A 20,407-nucleotide genomic window follows, 5' to 3' on the forward strand; every position below is an offset into this window, starting at 1 on the left:
TTTTGGAATTATCTTATCTAGTCATTACGTATGACTTTACAATATTTATTGTGCTAACCTACTTCCAAACTTAATAAGGAATATTCTGTAAAATTAGATAAATTTAGAATAGAAATGTTTAGGGAAGGCGATATAACGTACGATTTCTGAATTATATAAGAGTGATTTTTATAAGTGTAAAGGTTTAGTAAATGAAAAAGGGCATTTAGAAGTGAAAGCTGTAATTGAAGGAGTTAATCCTGGTCGTATATTTGTAGATAATATTTCTTCTCCTAATTCTGGACTTATTTGGTTAGGTAATAATGATGGATTTTTTTTATTGGAAATGCAGAAAATGAAAAGTTTAATAATGAAATTGATGATTTTATTAATAAAGTAATAGAACATGAAGCAAAGAAAGTCGGACTAAATTTTTTTGAAGGGATCGGTAATCATCCGAAATGGAATGAGATAATTGAAAAAATGTTTAAACATCGTAAATTAAGTAGTTGGAATCAAAGAGTATATACACTAAAAAAGGGGACTATAAATATAAACTTGAACCTAAAATTGAACAAGGATATACTGTACTGAAAATCAGTAAAACTCTCTATGAAAATAAAAAAATTCATTTAAGAACATTGAGTTTTTACAATCTAAAATTTTAGAGTTTTGGTCTTCACATGATATTTTTTTAATGAGGGAATTGGTTATTGTATTGTTTACGACCATACAATTGTAGGTGTTTGTTTTTCAGGCTTTGTCGTTGACAATATACATTGTATAGATATTGAAACAATAGAAGATCATCGAGGAGGAAAATTAGCTCAAAAGATGGCTCATAGTTTTGTAATTTATTGTTTGGAGAATGACATAATTCCATATTGGGATTGTATTGAATTGGACAAGCCTTCTGTTACAGTTGCAGAAAATACAGGATTCAAAAATGTATTTAATTATGTAGGATATTATTTTCCATTCGAATAATTTGTCGCTCACTTATAAGGGTCACCTTACATGCCCATCAATTCAAAAGATTTTAATACTCTCAAATACAAAAAAACGTTATCCTTTCTCAACAAGCTAAATTAGAAAGGATGAAATTTTCTTATGAATCTCTCGATTCAAGATGAACTACTACATTTGCAGAAGAATTACAACGATCTGTTACACCTTTATTTTTAGAAGAACTTGCAAGAGAAATCGGATTTATAAAGCGAAAACGTAAGTTTTCTGGCTCAGACTTAGCTACGATTTGTATTTGGATTAGTCAACGAGTAGCAAGTGAGCCCTTAGTCCGATTATGTAGCAGGCTTCATGCAGCCACTGGTACTTTACTCAGCCCTGAGGGCTTAAAAAAACGTTTAAACACTAAAGCAGTTTTGTTTTTACAACATATTTTTTCTTTACTGTTACAAAAAAAGTATGTGAACAAACACAAATCTCTAACCATCTTTTCTCTTATTTTCAACGAATTCGTATCCTAGATGCTACCGTATTTCAGGTGCCAAATGCTTTAGAGGATGTATATATGTGAGCCAAGGGTATCCCACACCAGTACCAGATGGGTATGCATGCCCGTCAAGTTCAGATAAAAAGCATGTTATGTGTCACGATCGTCATCCATTTGATTTTCATATTGACACCGGAGAAGTAGGTACAAATACAAACGTAGGTATTGATGTCTTGTTTAAAATTTCTAATCCAGACGGATACGCTACAGTAGGGAATCTAGAAGTGATTGAAGAAAGACCACTAACAGGCGAAGCATTGGCGCATGTGAAACAAAAGGAAAAGAAATGGAAACAATACATGGAGAAAAAATATTGGAAAACACAACAAGCCTACGCTCCAGCAAAACAGGCTGTAGATGCATTATTTACAAATAAACAAGAGTTACACTATCATATTACTTTAGATCATATTCAAAACGCTGATCGATTGATACAGGCGATTCCCTATGCATACCATGCTTGGTTACCGAATGCTCCAGGTATGAACTATGATGTATATCAAGGGTTAAACGCAAGTATCATGCAAGCACGCTATTTATATAATGCACGGAATGTCATAACAAATGGTGACTTTACACAGGGGTTAACGGGATGGCACGCAACAGGTAGAGTAGGCGTACAACAAATGGATGGAGCTTCTGTATTAGTTCTATCAAACTGGAGTGCTGGAGTATCTCAAAATCTGCATGCCCAAGATCATCATGGCTATATGTTGCGTGTGATTGCCAAAAAAGAAGGTCCTGGAAAAGGGTATGTAACGATGATGGATTGTAATGGGAATCAGGAAACACTGAAGTTCACGTCTTGTGAAGAAGGATATATGACAAAAACAGTAGAAGTATTCCCAGAAAGTGATCGTGTACGAATAGAGGCTGGAGAAACCGAAGGTACATTTTATATAGATAGCATCGAGTTGATTTGTATAAAAGGCTATACTAGCAATTATAACCAAAACACAGGTGCTATGTATGAGCAAGAATACAGTAGCAACTACAACCTGTATAATCAAAATTATACCAACAATTACGACCGGTATTCCGGCTGTACGTGTAATCAAGGCTATAACAATAATTAGAACTCTGGCTGTACATGTAATCAAGGATAAAACAGTTAACGATTCTAAATAAGAATCAGCATATGGGCAAAAAAATAAAATCCTACTTACAAGGGCTATTGCATAGCATACAAAAACTTTATAAATAACGGACATATTCTAGAAGAGATCTCCTAAATTCTAAAATAAGGAGATTCTTTGGTTCTGGTACAAAATAGTGGGATATGAATGAAGAGTAAAAGGGAATGGAACGTTATGCTGTTAAACCAAAGAGTTCATTGATAAGATATATCTGCCTTTGGACAAACTTCTCCCCTTGGAGAGTTTGTCCTTTTTTGACCATATGCATAGCTTCTATTCCAGCAATCATTTTTGTAGCTGTATGCAATGATTTCAATCCCAGCATATTCGGAATCCGTTTTTTGATAAATCGGTGATCTTGTTCAATTTTAAGTAATAGTACCAGTATGGTCAATTTTAATAAACCGTTTTCAAGCATTGTTGAATTTTTGCACCAGAACCATTTTAACAAAAAGTTTCAATTAGAATTTTGAATATTTTTTAATTAATAAAATTCAGACGTGAAAACAAGTGGTTTTAATAAGGCTAAGGTATACCTATATAAACGGAGATTTATTGTTCCAATGGTGAGGTAATATTTTAATTGATATGCTAAAACCAATGATTTTTCAGAGCCAAATAGTCTTAGTCTATAACAAGCACTTTGAGATGTGTTTGAATTTTAAAAATGTAATAAAACATGAAATTATCACATAGACTTTAATAAGTATTACAAATAACTGATATCCCCAGATGGAGCCTTCTTATATAAAAGGGGGCTTCATTTAGTTCTACCTTATTACATTTCAAATTTGTAAAGTGTCGTTTTAAACACCTTTAAAGACGTGGGTTTTTAGAGTTTTTTGATCAAATAGCCTGATAAACTATTAAGTATTGATATTTATGCTGTTTCTAATCTAATCATGTATAAATTTTTCAATTTTGAATAGTGAGGAATATTTTTTGCAGTCTTATGCTTATTTTTCCATATGATATAAGGATATATAGGGTTTCATCCCCTACACGACAAACCCGCTTTCACACCTAAAAACAGGGGGAAAGGTATATTTAAGGTGCAATTTAGTAGTTAATTTTTTTGAGCAGATGTTTTTCCAATCACGAAAAGATGATGGAAATCCAGAAATCTGATGTTGTTTTATTCAAGTTTTTTTCAAGAGATATCAGTTTTAATTGTAATTTTTTAACTTTTCTTTCGATTTCTGATGTCTTATCTTTTTAGGATTACTTTAGTATTTTCGTTGTTTAGCCATGTTAATAAATGGTTCATATGTACTCGTTTCATCAAAAGGATGTCCGAAACCATTTTTACCTTCTTCTTCTGCATGATAATCGTATGTTACGATGCCTACCCCTTTCGAGTTGCTTTCAGGGAAATAGATAAGGACTTTTGCTTCTTCGGAATTAGATAGGTATAGAGAAATATAAATTTTGTCTATTAAGTATTTGTTAATTTTATTAATTGTACTTGTTCCGTGTGTACTTAAACCAATACCATCATAAATATGTAATAAGTTATTTTCTGTATCAATATATAACTCAAAATAATTACATTTCATATTGTAAAAGTTTTCTGTGATTAAATGGAATCTATTATTAATAATACTGGGAAATAAAAATACATCATAAGTTTCATTAGTAGTAATAACACTAGATTGTTCATTATTTAATGATTTTTTGAACATAATAAATTCCTCTCCAAGTATAGTTTAATAACTTGTAATAAAAGTGAGTCAATGTTTAATTAATAGTATTTTACAGAAATAGATAATGTTTAATTTTATGTTTTGTAAAATTTATTTATTAAATAAAAAATCCCTTCACGATTTCTTAAGGAGTCATTATACATTGGAAGGGTACTTTCATTTTAATATGTAAAAGAAAAAAATTGTATTGATAAAATTTACTTTCTTAACCTATTTTAATTTTTTTTAAACACTAAAATTCAATTTACATTTTTGTTATTTTTCCGCTCACATGAAAAGGTCCATTAGTATATTATCGAGCAGAATTGGCAAAAAAATTTAATTCAATCATGAAATTATGCATAATTTAGAAATATAAATTAAATAAATAATAAAGATCAATAAATTCTATAAAGCAAATTCTCTTGAAACGCGTAATATATCAATCACTTTAGACAATATGGCGTCACTCTAATACTAATCTCAATTTTCTTGTGTTTTTTGTACTAACAATTTGTTGAATATTGATGATTCTGTTTTATAGGGCTTGTTTACATATATACAAGGGGATAATACGGATAAATTTATATTAAATGAGCATGGTTCAAGTCGGATGAAGGCACCTAAAAGGTGTCTTTTTTCTTACAATATCCTATATTTTGTCCCGGAATTTTTAGATAGCCTCCAAAAAAGGAATCGTAAACAGGGCCCTTTTAGTTTTTATAGTGATACAAATTGTTAAATAGCTATTTCAATGTAAATTTTTTAAAGTAGCGATTATAGAAACAAAAAACAAGCTGTAGCATACTTCATATTCCTTTCAAGCTTTGTATTACCTTGAAAAATGAATGAAAATTGTCGTGGTCTAACAGGAGTAATCCCTCTTTTCAGCGATTGAGAAAGGCTGACCATTTCGGATACTTCTTTTGGAATTTTAAATAGAAAAATTTAGATAGTAGATGATTTTTAGGATGGAACAGAAATTGAAGAATTATCTATATCCACTTTATTACAGGATATGGCGAAGTTAATGAACTAGCTATTATTCCATTTTTGTAAGTGAAATCAATGTTTTGTTTGTTGATGCGCATAGAAAGGATTAATGTCAAGAATATTCAGTTTAAATAATATCAATTTACTATAGTTTACAATTATGTGAAACTATTACCGATATGAATTTTTCTTTAAAACTTACCCCTAATAAAGATTTAAAGAGATTTTTGTTGTATTCATCATTAAGAAGGGAGCCAATTTCTTTACCAATTGGCCTTTTTTGAATCCATACTCTTTTTCATTAATAATTTTACCACATCAACAATATATGTATAATTATTAATTCTTAAAATTTGGACTAAACGACTCATTTTGATGAGGGGAACTGTAGGATTGTTTGGGGTGTCATTACCATAATAGTGTATGCACATATTGTATTGATGATTGTAGGGTTGGAAAAGAAATATATCAATTAGGAACTGGATTAATTTTTGATGAAAAGGAACCGAAAAGAAAAGTAAAACGGAAGTGGGATCATTTTTGCCAGCAAGCGCTCGAGTTAAGAAGAAAAGGATGTACATATAAAAAAATAGCACACCAATTAGGATGTCATGTAAGTAGTTTGCGTAAACAGCTAAACCAGCGTGGTTTGTAAATAGTAGGATAAAAGCTGTCATAGAAGGGATAAGAAATGGGGCGGGCCTTCTTTTGAGAATTATCTGAGAAACTAGCAGGGATTGCAGATAATTCAGTAGGATGCGAACACTTTTGGGATGTATCAAACGAAATGAGGTGAATGCAGCATGAGAGCAATTGCGAAAAAAGTACAAATGCTACGCTTACAGGAGGAGCATTGTAAAATAGAAAGAGAGTGTATCAAATTAGAAAAAAATACAGCTAAAAAACGAATCGAAAAAGTACAAACGCCAGAAGAAAAATGGGATGAAAAATGCCAACAAGCAGTACAATTATTTAATCAGGGAACGGAATACCCAACTATTGCAAAAATAGTTGGGTGTAATGTGAGTAACTTGTATAGAGAGCTCAAGAAACGTGGTGTATTACAAATACCAAAGCAAGTAGCACCATCTAAATTAGTAAAGTCACCCATAATATCACCAAAAACAAAAAAATCGAAGTTCGAACAATATAAAGAATATTATATGTATAAATAGGAGGATTAATGGCTATAAGATGATTTATCTAAATTTGGAATACTATTACTAGATACATATTCTGCCTATGATCAAAGGGGTTTAAACAAACATTTGATTAAAAAAATACACTTGAATAGTAATTACATCTACAACGCGATATTTTTAGATGTACAACAAAATACACTTTTGAACATTAAATTTAAGTTTTTTATGAATTAAGCTTATTCTATTTTTTATGAGGTGAGTAAAGATACCGATATACCCAAAAATACATTTGAAAAAAATCTTAAGAGATTTTGTAACATTTGCTCCTTATTGTCCGCTAATTTTTAGTAATACAAAGCCCCTGAAATTTGTTATTCAAGTTGTATAACGCATAAACTTAATGGTCGTGATAGTATGAAATGAATACATTCTTTGTGAATAGAAGGGGATATATCATGTTAACTGAATTTCAAAAAAGTTTTTCTCAAAATTAAAAATTCCACCAAAAGAAAATGTGAATTTCAAAGATTCGCATACAATTCCTTTACAGATGGGGCACTTATTACCGTATGAAAATATTGAAGAAAAGCTGCTTTTAAAGAATCGGGTTCTGGTGCAGAAATAGTGGGATATGAAAGAAGAGTAAAAGATTCCTAGCGGAATTGAACGTTATGCTGTTACACCAAAGAGTGCATTGATAAGATATATCTGCCTTTGGACAGACTTCTCCCCTTGGATAGTTTGTCCTTTTTTGACCATATGCATTGCTTCTATTCCAGCAATCATTTTTGTAGCTGTATGCAATGATTTCAATCCAAGCATATTCCGAATCCGTTTTTTGATAAACCGGTGGTCTTATTCAATGATATTGTTTAAATATTTTTTCACACGAAGTGGCATACCGTGTGGTATGCACTGTTCGTCTAACAGGATAGGATTTATCTCCATCAACAGTTATAGAACGAGGTCCTGTGGCATGACAAGAAACCAAGGCTTTCTTTAGAAATCGCTTGGCAGCTTTGGCATCTCGTTTATTGCTCAAATAAAAATCAATTGTGTTTCCTTCGGAATCAATCGCACGATATAAGTACATTTTCTCGCCTTTGATTTTGATGTATGTCTCATCTACTCTCCAGGAATCATTTGTTCGTTTCAAATGTTTTCGAATACGCTCATTCAATTCAGGTCCATATTGATGAACCCATCGCATAATCGTTGTATGGACCAAGGATAATTCTCTTTCTTCCATCATTTTCACCAAATCACGAAGAATGAGGTTGTACCGTAGGTACCAACGTACCGCTAATACAATGATATCAGGCTGATAATGTTTCCATTTGAATATATTTTCTTTTTCCATACTGATCACACAACTTTTTAAGTAGTAGTACCAGTATGGCCAAGTTTGAAAGAACATTTTCAAATCGTTTAGCTTTGTTGCACCAGAACCCAGGAAAGCACCCGTGTACATATTTAAGCTAGCATTTATAGGATATAGCAAGCATATACCAATAAGAAAAATTAACTATATTATAATTTGATAATATAAAAGTCACTATTGAGAAAATGGGGAAGTCTATGTTTCACTCAAAAAAGAAAAGATGCCTGCGTAAAAGCAGACATCTTTTCTTCTTTGCCATTTTTAGAAGCCAGTGACTACATTAATACTTTTAATAAGTCTGTTACTAACGGAATTACGCCACCAATAAATTTTAATACTGCAATTGCAATTTCCATCCCATGTATGCCCCCTATTTAAATCTTACTTTCATTATTAATTGGCTTTATAATACACCACAATAGGGTGATTTTAATATGTAATTTTATATATCTGGATATTTCATATGCTATAACATTTCATTTTTTCAAAAGGAAATTTCTCTTTCAAAAAGAATCTATACAAATATACACTTTTTTGAAGGCGTGATTCTCATTGACTGAAACCCTTAGCATTGAAGAATTAAACACTTTTTTACCACTTGCTTCTCTAGAATCCTTGTCTGATGGGGAACAAAAGCTACGTTTACAATATTGGAAAGAACATTTTACTGGTAAGGAAATTTTAGAAGGTTTAGGCACATATAAAAAGAAATTATATGACTTGTATAAAAAACATGACGTTTCCACAACAAGTAAGCAACAAAAAGCAACTACCCCACAGGAAAAAGAAACCCCTGTCGACTCACAACCCAACATTGTTCCAGATCCTATAGAAACACCTACCATTTTAGCAACAACTCAGCCTCAAAACATAATAGAAGTTAATTCTACCGCTCATACACCTATTTCTTTCGAACCTATTGAATCCATAGAACCATGTTCTATTCCCGAATCTTTTTATATTCACTACGCTGGGATAAAATCAAAAGAAAAGATGATTCTCCAATTAAAATCCATTGCTAGTTTACTAGAGGAAGAGACACATGTACAGTATGAATTTTCTATTCAAATTCACAAGACTTCTCAAAATTAGTCCTATCACTCCTCAAAAAGGCTTCCTAATTTTATTAGGAAGCTTTCTTACTTACTCGACAGATACTAATAGAACTACTGAGAATGTCTATTCTACATATTCACATTTCTTTTTCGTAAATCCCCATCTGATACAGGGTATTTATTTAGAGTTTCAATTTCAGCATGAACAATTGTTTGCATGGTTTGGTGCACTTTTTGTATTTGTATGATTTCTTTTTTCTTTCACGTGCTGTCATACTTTTTAATGTTTTTACCGATAGACTTTTTAATTTCTGATACTCTTTTGTATGTTCTAACTTGTTTGTATCGATATACGCTAATGTAGGAAATTGAGTTAACAGCTCGTTTTTATCTTTTTCCAATTTTTGATATACATATTGCTTTAAAATATGAATTTCTTTTTGTAAACGTACAAAGGTTTCAATATATTCCTCCAATCCTCATCGGAATATTCATGTAAGGAATAAAACAATATGACTGTAAGTTCCTTTTATATAATTGTAGACAAACATCCTACTTTTCCTCCGGTTTTTGTTCCAAACAATATAATCTATTCACAAGGCGATTATATTCGCTTCTTGTAATTTCTTTAAAATATAGTTGGACTAATAAATCTTTATGCGCTTTTGAAAACGCTATTTTATCAATAAATTTTGGATACATCTAAGGCTTCTCTCCCATTCTATTAGACCACTCTTTCCCCTTTCATTATTTTATATTGATATAAAACCCTAATCAATCAAAACTCAATAAAAATAACGGGATATATTGTGATTGTACTAGAAACTATTATTATAGACATGTAGGAAGTATATTTTTTCCTATTTGAAGTCGATGGACGTCCAATTTCACGTTATGGAACATATAAAAAATGCTGCCTAACGTACACCGTGTTGAAATTAATTTTGAATACCTATGAATGAAGGGGGCCGGTTATTTTGAAACATGTGGAGACATATTTTCGTGAAAACAGAGTAGATAAAAAATTAAAAATATTTTTAACAAACGGATTAGAGGAGAAAGTTATTGTCTATGTCCCTCATTCAAGTGGAAAAACATTGTGTTTCAACCGTATAATAAAATAAAACAACAAAAATTAAGAATAGAACAACCCATATCTTTGTTAGAGAAAAAAGAGATCTCGGTTGGACACTATCTGATGTTGAGCGAATAGAATTCTAAATGGACTTCCTATTCAAAGCAAACGATTTTCAATGTTCATTCGTTTTATACCAGCACCAAAACAATTATGTTGCAATTGTAGATGCTAATTTGCGCAGCTTTTACATACAAGCTACTAACATTAGTAACACCGAGTTAAAGACGCTCTAAAAAAAGAATGCAAGACACGTGGATTTTTTGAGCGTTTTCAAAATAAATGTGCACTCGCTCCCCTAGAAGAAAAGCAGATAAAACAACAAAAGATTGTAGGTTAATTATATATAAACAGAGAAATCTAAAAAATCTTGGAGGTACTATTTTGAAAATCAATCAGTATACACTTTCCTATCGATTTTACGAAATCCCTACAAGGTATGTCGAGAAGGTTCTAACTCTTTTGTTAGAATCTTCTCTTATTTTTTCGAAACAAAAGAGTCTTTTAAATTTTTTATCCAAAGAGATTTATGTAAATCAGTATGGGAAATCCAATTCCTTGATTCATGAGAACCGATAAATTCATTATTAATGGGATGCCATACAATGAGATATATTTCATTTTCATATTGTATTTCATCAAATTGCCGCAACGATTTTCCTAATGTATCGGATTGACCGATAGGTATTGCTCCTTTTTCTAAAATCTCTTTAAATTTTTTCAAAGGTATCCCACTCCTTAGTTATAGGTATATGTATATATTTTTTAAAGAGTGTATTTTTCCCTTCTTTATTATAGCTGATTAGGAATGGATATTAAAAAAATACATGCAATAATCACTCTCAATAAATGAAAGGAGAGTGCTGAAATTGTTATATTAGCTATGTATATAATAAAAGGCATACTGATAGGCCTCACCATACATTGCCCATGGCAACGAGGGGATTCGAGAAAATATGCCCAATCTTCAGTTCGTAAAGGTACACCTTTTGTAGTGGAGTAATTTCTATTAAAAGCAGTACGTCAAAAAGTTTGAGACGAAATTTTGAAACACTTCAAAATCATATAGACCTTTTGAATCATTCATAAATTCTTACTTTGCATTTATCAAAAACAATGGTTTTTAATAAATGTAAAATTAATAAAATTTAATCCTTATAAATCGCTTAACTACGTTATCAAGACTATTGTCAAAATCAAATTAACTTTAACTACCCTTTATGATAAAATTACCTTGTAAAGGTTGGGTGATTTCATGAATTCATACATTTATGGCTATGCAAGAGTAAGTATCCAACAACAAGATTTGATTCATCAACTAGACAGGCTTCAAAATTATAACTGAAAAAATAACAGGTACGAAAAGCAATCGTCCAGAGCTTACTCGATTAAAAGATAAAATTAGACCTGGTGATACATTAGTTGTTGAAAGCTTTTCTAGATTAGGAAGAAGTACCAAAGATTTAATTGAATTTGTTGATTTTTTTGAGAATAAGAAAGTTAAGCTAATTAGTATTAAAGAACAAGTTTGATACTAATACACCTCAAGGGAAATTGATGTTAACAATATTTTAAGCATTCAGCCAGTTTGAAAGAGACTTAATTGCTCAACGTACTCTAGAGGGGCTTGAAAGTGCAAGAGGAAGAGTAGGTGGACGCCCTCGTGTTAAGGATAGTTTTCTTCAGAGAGCATTGAAGTTATATGATTCTAAAGAATATAGCATCCAAGAAATTATAAACATGACAGGTATTAGTCAAGCTACACTTTACCGATATATACGAAAAAATAAGCAAACCGAAAAAGGCGAACAAACTAAAGAACAAACAGCCACAATTCGTATGTTGGTACGTGTAGAAAATAATAATAAATTTGTACGAGGATAGGGGAAAGTTCGAAAGAATATCGAATCTTTCCTTATATCACAATATAATATGGAACAACGTTCAGGAGAATATATATTTTATGTTCCTTACAACACAATTTCAGATTTAGAAAAAAAGGTAGATAGCATAATTCGTAAAATTGATTTTGAAGCGGATTTACAAAACTGTTTTACGGAGTTAGATGTGTACTGTGATGAATTGGATCTACAATGGTAAAAGTAGCATTTGCTTATATTAAGAATTACATTATAAAATAATAAGAAGAAAAGAAAGACAGGGAGAGGAAACCCATGTCCACAAAATTAGTAAATTTACGGATTGATTTCGCTTTTAAACAGTTATTCGGAGCGAAGGGAAACGAAGAAATTTTAACTGGATTTCTAAACGCTATCCTAGAAGAATCTTTAGATGCACCTATTGCATCTCTACAACTAGAAGATCCACATCTTCATAAATCTTATGAAGATGATAAGTTATCCATATTAGACTTATTAGCAACATTAGACAATGGAACGCAAGTGAATATAGAGATACAACTTCGCAATACACATGATATGGTGAAACAATCTTTATATTACTGGAGTAAACTCTATACATCCCAAATGCAAGAGGGGATGCCCTATCGTTCACTTCGGAAAACAATTACCATTAACTTATTAGATTTTATATTATTCTCCCAGGATGATTCATTTCATACCATAGGACAATTATGGAATAGCAAAAAACAGCAGATACTAAGTGATGATATTGAAATCCACTTTGTTGAAATTCCAAAATTGGTCAAACAATGGCATGAAGAAAAAGTAAACCCATGGGAAAATGTATTTGTTCGTTGGATGTTATTACTACCAGCACATGAAGATGAACATTTAACTCAAATATTGGAGGAGATTGGGATGAATCAAGATCCAATTTTACAAAAAGCAATAAATAAATGGGAAAATATGAGCCATGACTCCTCATTCCGAACAGCTTATGAGGCTCGTGAAAAGTTATTTTTAGATGAACAAGCCAAGTTGGCACACGCTCGTGAAGAAGGAAAAATCCAATTAATCCGTGGGATGCATAAGAATGGTATGCCATTAGAAGACATTGCAAAATTCACAGATCTAAGTACAGAAGAAATACGGAAACTACTATTATAATACGTATTATTACAAAAACTTTGCGGAAAATATCGCAAAGTTTTTTATTCAGTCCTTTAAACATCAACTCCTTAAAATATTTTCCCCTTTTTAGACAGTTTACTTTTAATTTATATTAGTGTGATTTTAAAAATAAGTTGTACCGTTTGTGAAAAATTTGATTAAAAATCCTATATAAGGCCTCACCATATATGCCTATTAACTTAAGAGATGTATACACCCCAAAAACAAAAAAATGAGCTGATTTCTTAAGATAACTAACTGTAGAGAAAGAGAATTTTCATTTAGGGGATACTTCAAAACCTTAGCTTGATGGCGATGGGACGTTACCCCATTAAGGAGTTTTTATCTTGAAATCAACGGATGTATTATCATACATGTCAATCAATATGCTAAATTGCATATCCAAAAAAGTATAATTTGTTAACATTTACAAAATAAGGGTTATTCTTATGAAATTCTGTTAATATCAAACTTGTATTAACAAAATCAAAGGCAAAAAATGTACTTATATCGTACGATTGATTCCGAAGGAAACACAATTGATTTTTATTTGAGTAGTAAACGAGATGTCAAAGCTGCCAAGCGATTTCTAAAGAAAGCCTTGGTTTCTTGTCATGCCACAGGACCTCGTTCTATAACTGTTGATGGAGATAAAGCCTATCCTGTTGCGATAAGGGATCTAAAAGACGAACAGTGCATACCACACGGTATGCCACTTCGTGTGAAAAAATATTTAAACAATATCATTGAACAAGACCACCGGTTTATCAAAAAAACGAATTCGGAATATGCTGGGATTGAAATCATTGCATACAGCTACAAAAATGATTGCTGGAATAGAAGCTATGCATATGGTCAAAAAAGGACAAACTATCCAAGGGGAGAAGTCTGTCCAAAGGCAGATATATCTTATCAATGCACTCTTTGGTGTAACAGCATAACGTTCAATTCCGCTAGAAATCTTTTACTCTTCTTTCATATCCCACTATTTTTGCACCAGAACCTTTTGGAGTATGTTGTGAGAAAGAGAAGAACTCTATTACCATTAATTTTACATTAAATATCAATTTAACATAAAATTTAATGTAAGAATCAATTTTCATGTTATAATTTGTATATTATAACATGAAAATTATATTTGAAAGGAATTACATAATGATAAACGCAGCTCATGAAATGGTAGATTTTTTTATAAGTTATAATCATAAAGATGAAACAATGGCAGAATGGATTGCATGGATTCTTGAAGAAGCTGGATATACAACGTTTATTCAGGCATGGGACTTTAGAAGTGGTAATAACTTTATTTTACAAATGGATAAAGGAGCTAGGAATTCCAAACACACGATAGCATTGTTATCTTCAAATTATAAGGAATCCCTATACACCCAACCTGAATGGTCAGCGGCATTTGTAAAGGATCCTACAGGTGAAAATCAAAAACTTATTCCAGTAAGAATTGAGGATATTAATCTTGATGGTTTATTTCCCTCAATAATTTATATTGATTTAGTAAACAAAGATGAAAATTCTGCACGAAAAGAAATTTTAAATGGTATACAAACTGAAAGAAAGAAACCGAAAATTGCCCCTTCTTTCCCAGGTAAAATCCCTGAAAAAACTGAACAGATAGTTCGTCCTTCTGAAAATTGGTATGAAGAGTTTGTAAATGATAGAATAAAGAAGATTATGCAAGGTAATTTTATGCTTAACGTAACAAGTGGACCAAAAGTTGTCATTCATATAGTTCCATTAGAATCAATTGAAAAAAAGAAATTATATAAAGTATCAGAATTGGAATTTGGTAAACTAATAAGGCCTCCTTATAGTAATAGGTGGGAATATGGTGAAAATAAGGCCGGATACTATACTTCTTCTAGAGTGAATGAAAAAGAGCTTCCACATGGATATGTTCAATTTTATCGAAATGGCTGTATAGAATCAGTAAGCGGTTCATTGCTTGGTAAAAGTATATTTATAGATAAACCATATATTGTGCATGAATTATTTGAGCAAGAAATTATAAATCATATCTATGATATATGCTCAAAAATCACAAAAAAAATAGCAGTACATGTACCCATTGCTATCCAAATTAGTCTCCTAAATGCAAACGGTTATTATATATCAAAATATTCTAATCAAGTAGAACGAACAATTCAAGATAACTTAGTAAAATTACAACCGATAATTCTCCGATCATGGGACTCTAGCATTGATAAAGCATTGCGCCCTGCTTTTGATAAATTATGGAATATTTGTGGATTTGGACAATCTCCTAACTATGATTCTGAAGGTAATTGGAGACGTTATGAGAATATTAATGTAATTTCTGAATAATTATCAATTAAAATTGTATTCAATGTAAAATTATACAAATTTATACAAAATATTACATTAATTATAAGAAATTAATGTAATATTTTAAAGTTTGAGGTGAAAAAATTGAGCAATAGAGAAAAACAAGTGTATCAAGTACGTGTAGAACGTCATAAAGAAAAAATGCCCTGGTATATCATTGAATATATTGAAGAGAAAACAAACCTTTCCCCTGCTACCTTGTATGGATATTTAATTGAATACGAAATGTTTTTACAATGGTTGATCTCCTCTCGTCTTGCTGTCGTAGATGGAGAAGTTGTAACGAAAATACATGAGGTGCCAATTGAAACGTTGGAACACCTTCCTCTTAAACAAGTAAAAAGGTTTAAAAGTTATTTAGAGAGACAAGGTAATAAAACTAAGGCAGTAATACGAACATTTTCAGCTCTAAAGTCATTATTTAACTACCTAACAAGAAATACTGAAGATGATAATGGAGAATGTTACTTTTATAGAAATGTTATGGCCAAAATGGAAATTCATAAGGAAAAAATTGACGCTGCAGTGAGAGCAAAAGAAATTTCTGAAGTTATTTTCCACAATAATGATGACATTAAATTTATGCGCTTTTTATCCAATGAATATGAGCAAATGCTGCAAGAAACTGCTCCTGGTAGACTAAGATTCTTTAGACGTGATAGAGAGCGTGATATTGCTATTTTAAGTTTAATCTTAGGTACAGGCCTCCGGGTATCAGAAGCAGCTAGTTTAACTATTTCTAGTATTAATTTTCGTACTCGTTACATCAAGGTTATACGTAAAGGGGATAAAAAATCATCTATTTTGGCTACACAAACGGCTCTAGATGATGTTCAAGAGTACCTTAAAGTACGTACTAATCGTTATAAGTGTCCTGATGATGAAAATATTCTATTTGTAACGAATTATAAAGGCTCATACGCGCAAATTTCTGTTAATGCAATACAAAAGCTTACAGAGAAATATACTAGAGCATTTGACGAAAAAAAGAGCCCTCATAAGTTGCGTCATACCTATGCAACTAATCATTATAATGAAAATAAAGATCTGGTTCTTTTAGCAAATCAAATGGGACATAATTCAATGGAAACAACATCTTTGTATACAAATATAGATGATTCTAAACGCCGTGAAGCAATTGAACGATTAGAAAAGCGTCAGTTTAATGGGAAAAGCTGATTTTATGTATAAATGATTCGTTTAGATTGAGGGGGATAGAACATTTGATATTAAACTAAAATAGCGAAGAGATTTATAGTTAACACCCCTTCGTTATTTTAGTTTTTATTTTTTTAGTAAGACGGTTATTTAAGAGGTATTCTAAATCTTGTTGAAATAGATTAATGCTACAATTCAATTGTAAAATTTTTAAGGTACATAATATAAACTCTTCTTCCACTACTATATCTTTGTATTCATTATATATTTTACTAATTAAACATACTTTTTCTTCGGATATATTTATTTGTAGCGTCTTGTCAGTTATGATCAACAGGTCTAAGGTAGTTGGATAACTATTTGCTATTTTCATAAGTTTCCTCCTAAAAAGAAGCTTGACTATCCATGTTTAATTTAATTGTACGGTTTCTGCTACGATAACTATGAGGTAATTCTAGACAAATAATCTGTTCATTAGAAATTCTATTAAGCATTCTATCGATTTCTCTAGATTCAAATTTTTTATACAATTCATTAGGATGGAAATTGGAAGTGAAAATAGTACTTCTCCCTTGTCTAGAGTTAAGAACATTGTAGATGATTTCCGCTCGCCATTCATTTATACTCCCTACTCCCAAATCATCTAAAATTAACATCTCTGATTCATAAATTGCTCTGTATAAATCAGATTCAGAGAAAGGAGTTGCTTTGTCATAAGATTGTTTGAAAAGGCTAAACATAGTAGGGAAATTTATGAATAAAGATGAGATGCCTCCCTCTAATAATAGATGGTGTGCAGCGCTTGCTAAATGACTCTTTCCCCGTCCTACTTGCCCATATAGGTAAAAAGAATCCCCTTTTTTAAAACTAGTGACCAGTTCAATAAATTTAGCGGCAGGCTCCCCATAGGTTTTTATGTTTCCTTGATAAAAATCAAATGAATCTATAGTTGCATGTTTAAGTTCATCATTAATAATAGAAAATTTATTAATAGCTAATAATCGAGCTTTTTGATCATTCTCTCGGACTTGTTTAATTAGCTCGCAATTGCAATCTTGTTTAATCTCTTGAACAGTACCTTGTTTAAATACTCCAAAATCTTTGATATAAGTGAGCCTAACAACCTTTATTTCTCCACCACACTTTAAACAGCTTCTATAATCAAGAAATTCATTTATAGCCACATTTTGAAAAAAACTCATATCTCCAATCTTTTTCATTTTCTGCTCTTCCCTTCTCTGAAATCTTGTACAAATTTAAGGGCTTGTTCTTTCAATTGTCTTTGTTGTATTTGTTGACGTAATAATTCGTCTTCTATTTTTTGCTCTTTTTCTCTTTCTAAGATATCTACTAAATTAGAAGGGAAATTTAACCAGCCAACAGTGTTAACGATAGCGGTTGATACAATTTTAGAAAGCTCTTCCTCTGTAAAATGATTTTCGTATATGGGAAGTATTCTGTTTACATAACTGTGGATATATTCTTCTCCTTTACCAAATTTAGCAAACTTTTTCCCATGAAATTTTATCGCATTCTCAACGGTCTTTATATTCATAATGTTTCTCCTTTAATATATTATTTCAAGGAATGTAAATGATCTTACAGCTATAATATTCATTATATGGTTTGCTTTTGTTCTATTGATGCCACTTTGCATAAGCTTATATTTACCTATTATCAATTTAGAAGAAAGTAAAATTAAAATCTCCAATATACAAAACAGTTTATTAAATATCTATTTTAAGAGGGATAATTTAAATTTTAGCATATAATGACATCTATTTTAAAGTTTATTATGAATATAAATATTTATTTTAATAATAAGAAAATAAACGTGGGTATTCTTAAATATTAAAATTTCAAATATCGTGATATATGATGTAGAATACTTGTGTATAACTTCTAGTTTTAAATAGTGGTTAAATATTATAGTGATGGATGGTGTGGAAATGGAAGAAGTTGATAACCAATTGGCTTGGGATGTTAGATTAATAAATCTTCCTTTATTAGAAGCCGAGGATATAATAAAGGCATTTAAAGGGCAATGGATTTATATTAAATTAGTTCACAATGATCATTCTGATTGTTCTCGATCGAATCAAATAGGTCATTATTCTAAATTCAAAGTGAAATCTGTTAGTATAAGTGATGATGTTCTATTTATTTATGGTTTTGAAGATGATGATCGCTTAATCATCTATAAGAATGACTTAGTACGTACAGAAGGCTCATTAACAAAAGATGAAATTAAAATTTATTTAATAAATCAAAATGCTAATTCAGAAATATATATTAAAAAATATTTACCTAAAATGAACACAAGACTAAACGAAATTACTGAGGATACAAATCATTTAATTATTACGGAAGGTAAGACGGATTGGAAACATTTAAAAAATGCTTTAAATAAATTTAAGAACAATTGTAGATACGATAATTTAGATGTAGACTTTTTTGAATATGAGAATGACGTTAATATGGGATGGGGTACCTTGGAGAAAATGTGTGATTATCATGCTCTCTTTAGTAATGAAAAATTAAAAATTTTTGTTTTTGATGCAGACATTGAAAAGATAAATAAAAAACATGCTGGAGTTCCTTACATATATCATGGGAATAATGTTTATTCTCTTGTATTGCCCATTCCTAAACATAGAAAAAATAACCAGCTAATCAGTATTGAACATTATTATTCAGATAAAGAAATGCAGACTTTAGATACTTACAAAAGAAGATTGTATTTGGCTGGGGAATTTGATGTGAAAACTAAGGAACATAAAACTCAAAAAAACACTTATGCTCTTAAAGTTAAACCAAGTACAGATTCAATACATATTTAAGAGAGGGTACTATATGTAGAAAATGATGTTGCTACTTTTGAAGAAATAGCCAAGAGAGGACAAAACATAACAATTTCTAAAAACGATTTTGCTAATAACATTTTATTAGGCGTCGTGCCTTTTTCAAATATATCTACAGAAGTATTTAGTATTTTTTTTGATATAGTTGCTGATATCTATAAAGACTATATTAAAAGTAACAATCCATTATTAAATGAAAATTATATTACTCTATGTAAGGGGATAAAAATAAATAAGATTAATAATGATTTTGATACTTTATTAATTAATTGTTCATTTAATAAAGAACAGTTAACTACACTCAAACAAACTAAGCTATTTGGAAATAAAATGGAGTTATCTGCAGATAAAAAATTATTATATATATCTATTATTCTTGATAGTTATGAAATCAGAGTTTCTATACCAACTTCAGATGAGTTGATTCAATTTCTTAGTAAAAAGTATAGCAACAATTATAATAGAATAGAATTATTATTATATAACGATACGGGGTTGTTATATAGTAGTATAGAACTATTTGCTACTGATGTTTCTTCAGTTTTTATAGAAAAAATTATAAGTCAATTATAAAACGCATAAAATGTCATATATGGCTCTACAATAAATTTAATAGCGATATGATACAACGTTTTAGATATCTTGTTTTAAGATAAACACATTACCATAGAAAAATGTTAATTATATATCATCTATAGTAATGTGTACTCCTCAAGTGTTTGTTAAATCGGAATTTAACGAACACTTGGGAAAATGGTAAGTACACCCCTTCCTATTTGTAATTTGTTGTACAAGGACATGAAACTCCAAACTAAAGTTTAGAGATTTATAGAACTAAACCCATTTAATTTTGTGTAAGACGCTCCTATTCTTATCTATTTATCTATATTAATATTCGAAATTAATTAATCATGTTATATATAACTCTTAAATATATGTAAGTCACGTTTAGTACAAAAAAACAGGAAAAACCTATTCG

The 20,407-nt window shown here is 30.6% G+C and carries 15 protein-coding genes and 7 pseudogenes; 15 read left to right on the forward strand and 7 right to left on the reverse strand.

The features are described 5' to 3' along the window. Window positions 1–211 precede the first annotated feature (211 nt). The 4 genes and pseudogenes from KZZ19_RS30550 (at window position 212) to KZZ19_RS30565 (ending at window position 2,568) form a co-directional block, all read left to right on the forward strand. A complete protein-coding gene (locus KZZ19_RS30550; protein ID WP_265413186.1) occupies window positions 212–379 on the forward strand; it encodes a hypothetical protein in 168 nt (55 codons plus the stop codon). Next, window positions 367–966: pseudogene (locus KZZ19_RS30555) on the forward strand (GNAT family N-acetyltransferase). Before KZZ19_RS30550 ends, KZZ19_RS30555 begins: the two are co-directional and overlap by 13 nt. 123 nt (window positions 967–1,089) lie before the next feature. Beyond that, window positions 1,090–1,510 (forward strand): annotated as a pseudogene (locus KZZ19_RS30560) (IS4 family transposase); the annotation flags it as partial. A 2-nt stretch (window positions 1,511–1,512) separates the two neighbouring features. Further along, the gene (locus tag KZZ19_RS30565) at window positions 1,513–2,568 is read left to right on the forward strand and encodes a hypothetical protein (RefSeq protein WP_348638083.1); all 1,056 of its coding nucleotides are present in this window, start codon (window positions 1,513–1,515) and stop codon (window positions 2,566–2,568) included. Between the two features lie 232 nt (window positions 2,569–2,800). Here KZZ19_RS30565 and KZZ19_RS30570 read toward each other — a convergent pair. Together KZZ19_RS30570 and KZZ19_RS30575 are read right to left on the reverse strand one after the other, a co-directional pair. Further along, window positions 2,801–2,995 (reverse strand): annotated as a pseudogene (locus KZZ19_RS30570) (DDE-type integrase/transposase/recombinase); the annotation flags it as partial. Window positions 2,996–3,854: 859 nt separating this feature from the next. Continuing rightward, entirely contained in the window at window positions 3,855–4,310 is a 456-nt protein-coding gene (locus KZZ19_RS30575; RefSeq protein WP_237982674.1) for a hypothetical protein, read from the reverse strand. 1,390 nt (window positions 4,311–5,700) lie between these two features. Between KZZ19_RS30575 and KZZ19_RS30580 the strand changes: the two genes are divergently transcribed. From KZZ19_RS30580 to KZZ19_RS30590, 3 genes and pseudogenes are all read left to right on the forward strand, one after another. Next, window positions 5,701–5,958, forward strand: coding sequence for a hypothetical protein (locus KZZ19_RS30580; protein WP_237982673.1), 258 nt, complete (start codon window positions 5,701–5,703; stop codon window positions 5,956–5,958). A 148-nt stretch (window positions 5,959–6,106) separates the two neighbouring features. Continuing rightward, window positions 6,107–6,478, forward strand: coding sequence for a hypothetical protein (locus KZZ19_RS30585; RefSeq protein ID WP_237982672.1), 372 nt, complete (start codon window positions 6,107–6,109; stop codon window positions 6,476–6,478). A gap of 422 nt (window positions 6,479–6,900) precedes the next feature. Then, window positions 6,901–7,052: pseudogene (locus tag KZZ19_RS30590) on the forward strand (arylamine N-acetyltransferase family protein); the annotation flags it as partial. 62 nt (window positions 7,053–7,114) lie between these two features. Here KZZ19_RS30590 and KZZ19_RS30595 read toward each other — a convergent pair. Further along, a pseudogene (locus tag KZZ19_RS30595) lies at window positions 7,115–7,805 on the reverse strand (IS6 family transposase). A 573-nt stretch (window positions 7,806–8,378) separates the two neighbouring features. Here KZZ19_RS30595 and KZZ19_RS30600 point away from each other — a divergent pair. After that, on the forward strand, window positions 8,379–8,918 hold the full coding sequence (locus KZZ19_RS30600; protein ID WP_237982671.1) for a hypothetical protein: 540 nt from the start codon (window positions 8,379–8,381) through the stop codon (window positions 8,916–8,918). 1,576 nt (window positions 8,919–10,494) lie between these two features. Here the strand turns inward: KZZ19_RS30600 and KZZ19_RS30605 are convergent. Further along, window positions 10,495–10,746 (reverse strand): hypothetical protein, encoded by a 252-nt coding sequence (locus KZZ19_RS30605; protein ID WP_237982906.1) that lies wholly within the window; start codon window positions 10,744–10,746, stop codon window positions 10,495–10,497. A 525-nt stretch (window positions 10,747–11,271) separates the two neighbouring features. On the opposite strand from KZZ19_RS30605, the pseudogene KZZ19_RS30610 reads away from it, so the two are divergent. The 5 genes and pseudogenes from KZZ19_RS30610 (at window position 11,272) to xerS (ending at window position 16,588) form a co-directional block, all read left to right on the forward strand. Then, window positions 11,272–12,116 (forward strand): annotated as a pseudogene (locus KZZ19_RS30610) (recombinase family protein). A 74-nt stretch (window positions 12,117–12,190) separates the two neighbouring features. Next, window positions 12,191–13,045 (forward strand): Rpn family recombination-promoting nuclease/putative transposase, encoded by an 855-nt coding sequence (locus KZZ19_RS30615; RefSeq protein WP_237982810.1) that lies wholly within the window; start codon window positions 12,191–12,193, stop codon window positions 13,043–13,045. 496 nt (window positions 13,046–13,541) lie between these two features. Beyond that, a pseudogene (locus tag KZZ19_RS30620) lies at window positions 13,542–13,989 on the forward strand (IS6 family transposase); the annotation flags it as partial. Between the two features lie 214 nt (window positions 13,990–14,203). Then, window positions 14,204–15,388 carry a toll/interleukin-1 receptor domain-containing protein gene (locus KZZ19_RS30625; protein ID WP_237982809.1) on the forward strand — a complete coding sequence of 395 codons (1,185 nt, stop codon included), beginning with the start codon at window positions 14,204–14,206 and terminating at the stop codon, window positions 15,386–15,388. 105 nt (window positions 15,389–15,493) lie between these two features. Next, the gene (gene xerS / locus KZZ19_RS30630) at window positions 15,494–16,588 is read left to right on the forward strand and encodes a tyrosine recombinase XerS (protein ID WP_237982808.1); all 1,095 of its coding nucleotides are present in this window, start codon (window positions 15,494–15,496) and stop codon (window positions 16,586–16,588) included. A 79-nt stretch (window positions 16,589–16,667) separates the two neighbouring features. On the opposite strand, the gene KZZ19_RS30635 is transcribed toward xerS, so the two are convergent. From KZZ19_RS30635 to KZZ19_RS30645, 3 genes are read right to left on the reverse strand one after another with little or no spacing between them, the layout of a single operon-like run. Then, entirely contained in the window at window positions 16,668–16,940 is a 273-nt protein-coding gene (locus tag KZZ19_RS30635) for a hypothetical protein (RefSeq protein ID WP_237982807.1), read from the reverse strand. Window positions 16,941–16,950: 10 nt separating this feature from the next. Then, window positions 16,951–17,787, reverse strand: coding sequence for an ATP-binding protein (locus KZZ19_RS30640; RefSeq protein WP_237982806.1), 837 nt, complete (start codon window positions 17,785–17,787; stop codon window positions 16,951–16,953). Then, window positions 17,784–18,122, reverse strand: coding sequence for a hypothetical protein (locus KZZ19_RS30645; RefSeq protein ID WP_237982805.1), 339 nt, complete (start codon window positions 18,120–18,122; stop codon window positions 17,784–17,786). Before KZZ19_RS30645 ends, KZZ19_RS30640 begins: the two co-directional genes overlap by 4 nt. Window positions 18,123–18,516: 394 nt before the next feature. Here KZZ19_RS30645 and KZZ19_RS30650 point away from each other — a divergent pair, with 394 nt between their 5' ends. Continuing rightward, window positions 18,517–19,407, forward strand: a complete 891-nt coding sequence (locus KZZ19_RS30650) for a hypothetical protein (RefSeq protein WP_237982804.1) — start codon at window positions 18,517–18,519, stop codon at window positions 19,405–19,407. Between the two features lie 114 nt (window positions 19,408–19,521). Next, window positions 19,522–20,001, forward strand: a complete 480-nt coding sequence (locus KZZ19_RS30655) for a hypothetical protein (protein WP_237982803.1) — start codon at window positions 19,522–19,524, stop codon at window positions 19,999–20,001. Window positions 20,002–20,407 lie beyond the last annotated feature (406 nt).

It is taken from the genome of Bacillus thuringiensis (assembly GCF_022095615.2).
Classification (GTDB): domain Bacteria; phylum Bacillota; class Bacilli; order Bacillales; family Bacillaceae_G; genus Bacillus_A; species Bacillus_A cereus_AG.

Bases quoted from the DNA above. Each gene is read 5' to 3' on its own strand.
- KZZ19_RS30625 (WP_237982809.1), top strand. From the start codon at position 14,204: ATGATAAACGCAGCTCATGAAATGGTAGATTTTTTTATAAGTTATAAT.
- KZZ19_RS30650 (WP_237982804.1), top strand. From the start codon at position 18,517: ATGGAAGAAGTTGATAACCAATTGGCTTGGGATGTTAGATTAATAAAT.
- KZZ19_RS30635 (WP_237982807.1), bottom strand. From the start codon at position 16,940: ATGAAAATAGCAAATAGTTATCCAACTACCTTAGACCTGTTGATCATA.
- KZZ19_RS30615 (WP_237982810.1), top strand. From the start codon at position 12,191: ATGTCCACAAAATTAGTAAATTTACGGATTGATTTCGCTTTTAAACAG.
- KZZ19_RS30640 (WP_237982806.1), bottom strand. From the start codon at position 17,787: ATGAAAAAGATTGGAGATATGAGTTTTTTTCAAAATGTGGCTATAAAT.
- KZZ19_RS30585 (WP_237982672.1), top strand. From the start codon at position 6,107: ATGAGAGCAATTGCGAAAAAAGTACAAATGCTACGCTTACAGGAGGAG.
- KZZ19_RS30645 (WP_237982805.1), bottom strand. From the start codon at position 18,122: ATGAATATAAAGACCGTTGAGAATGCGATAAAATTTCATGGGAAAAAG.
- KZZ19_RS30575 (WP_237982674.1), bottom strand. From the start codon at position 4,310: ATGTTCAAAAAATCATTAAATAATGAACAATCTAGTGTTATTACTACT.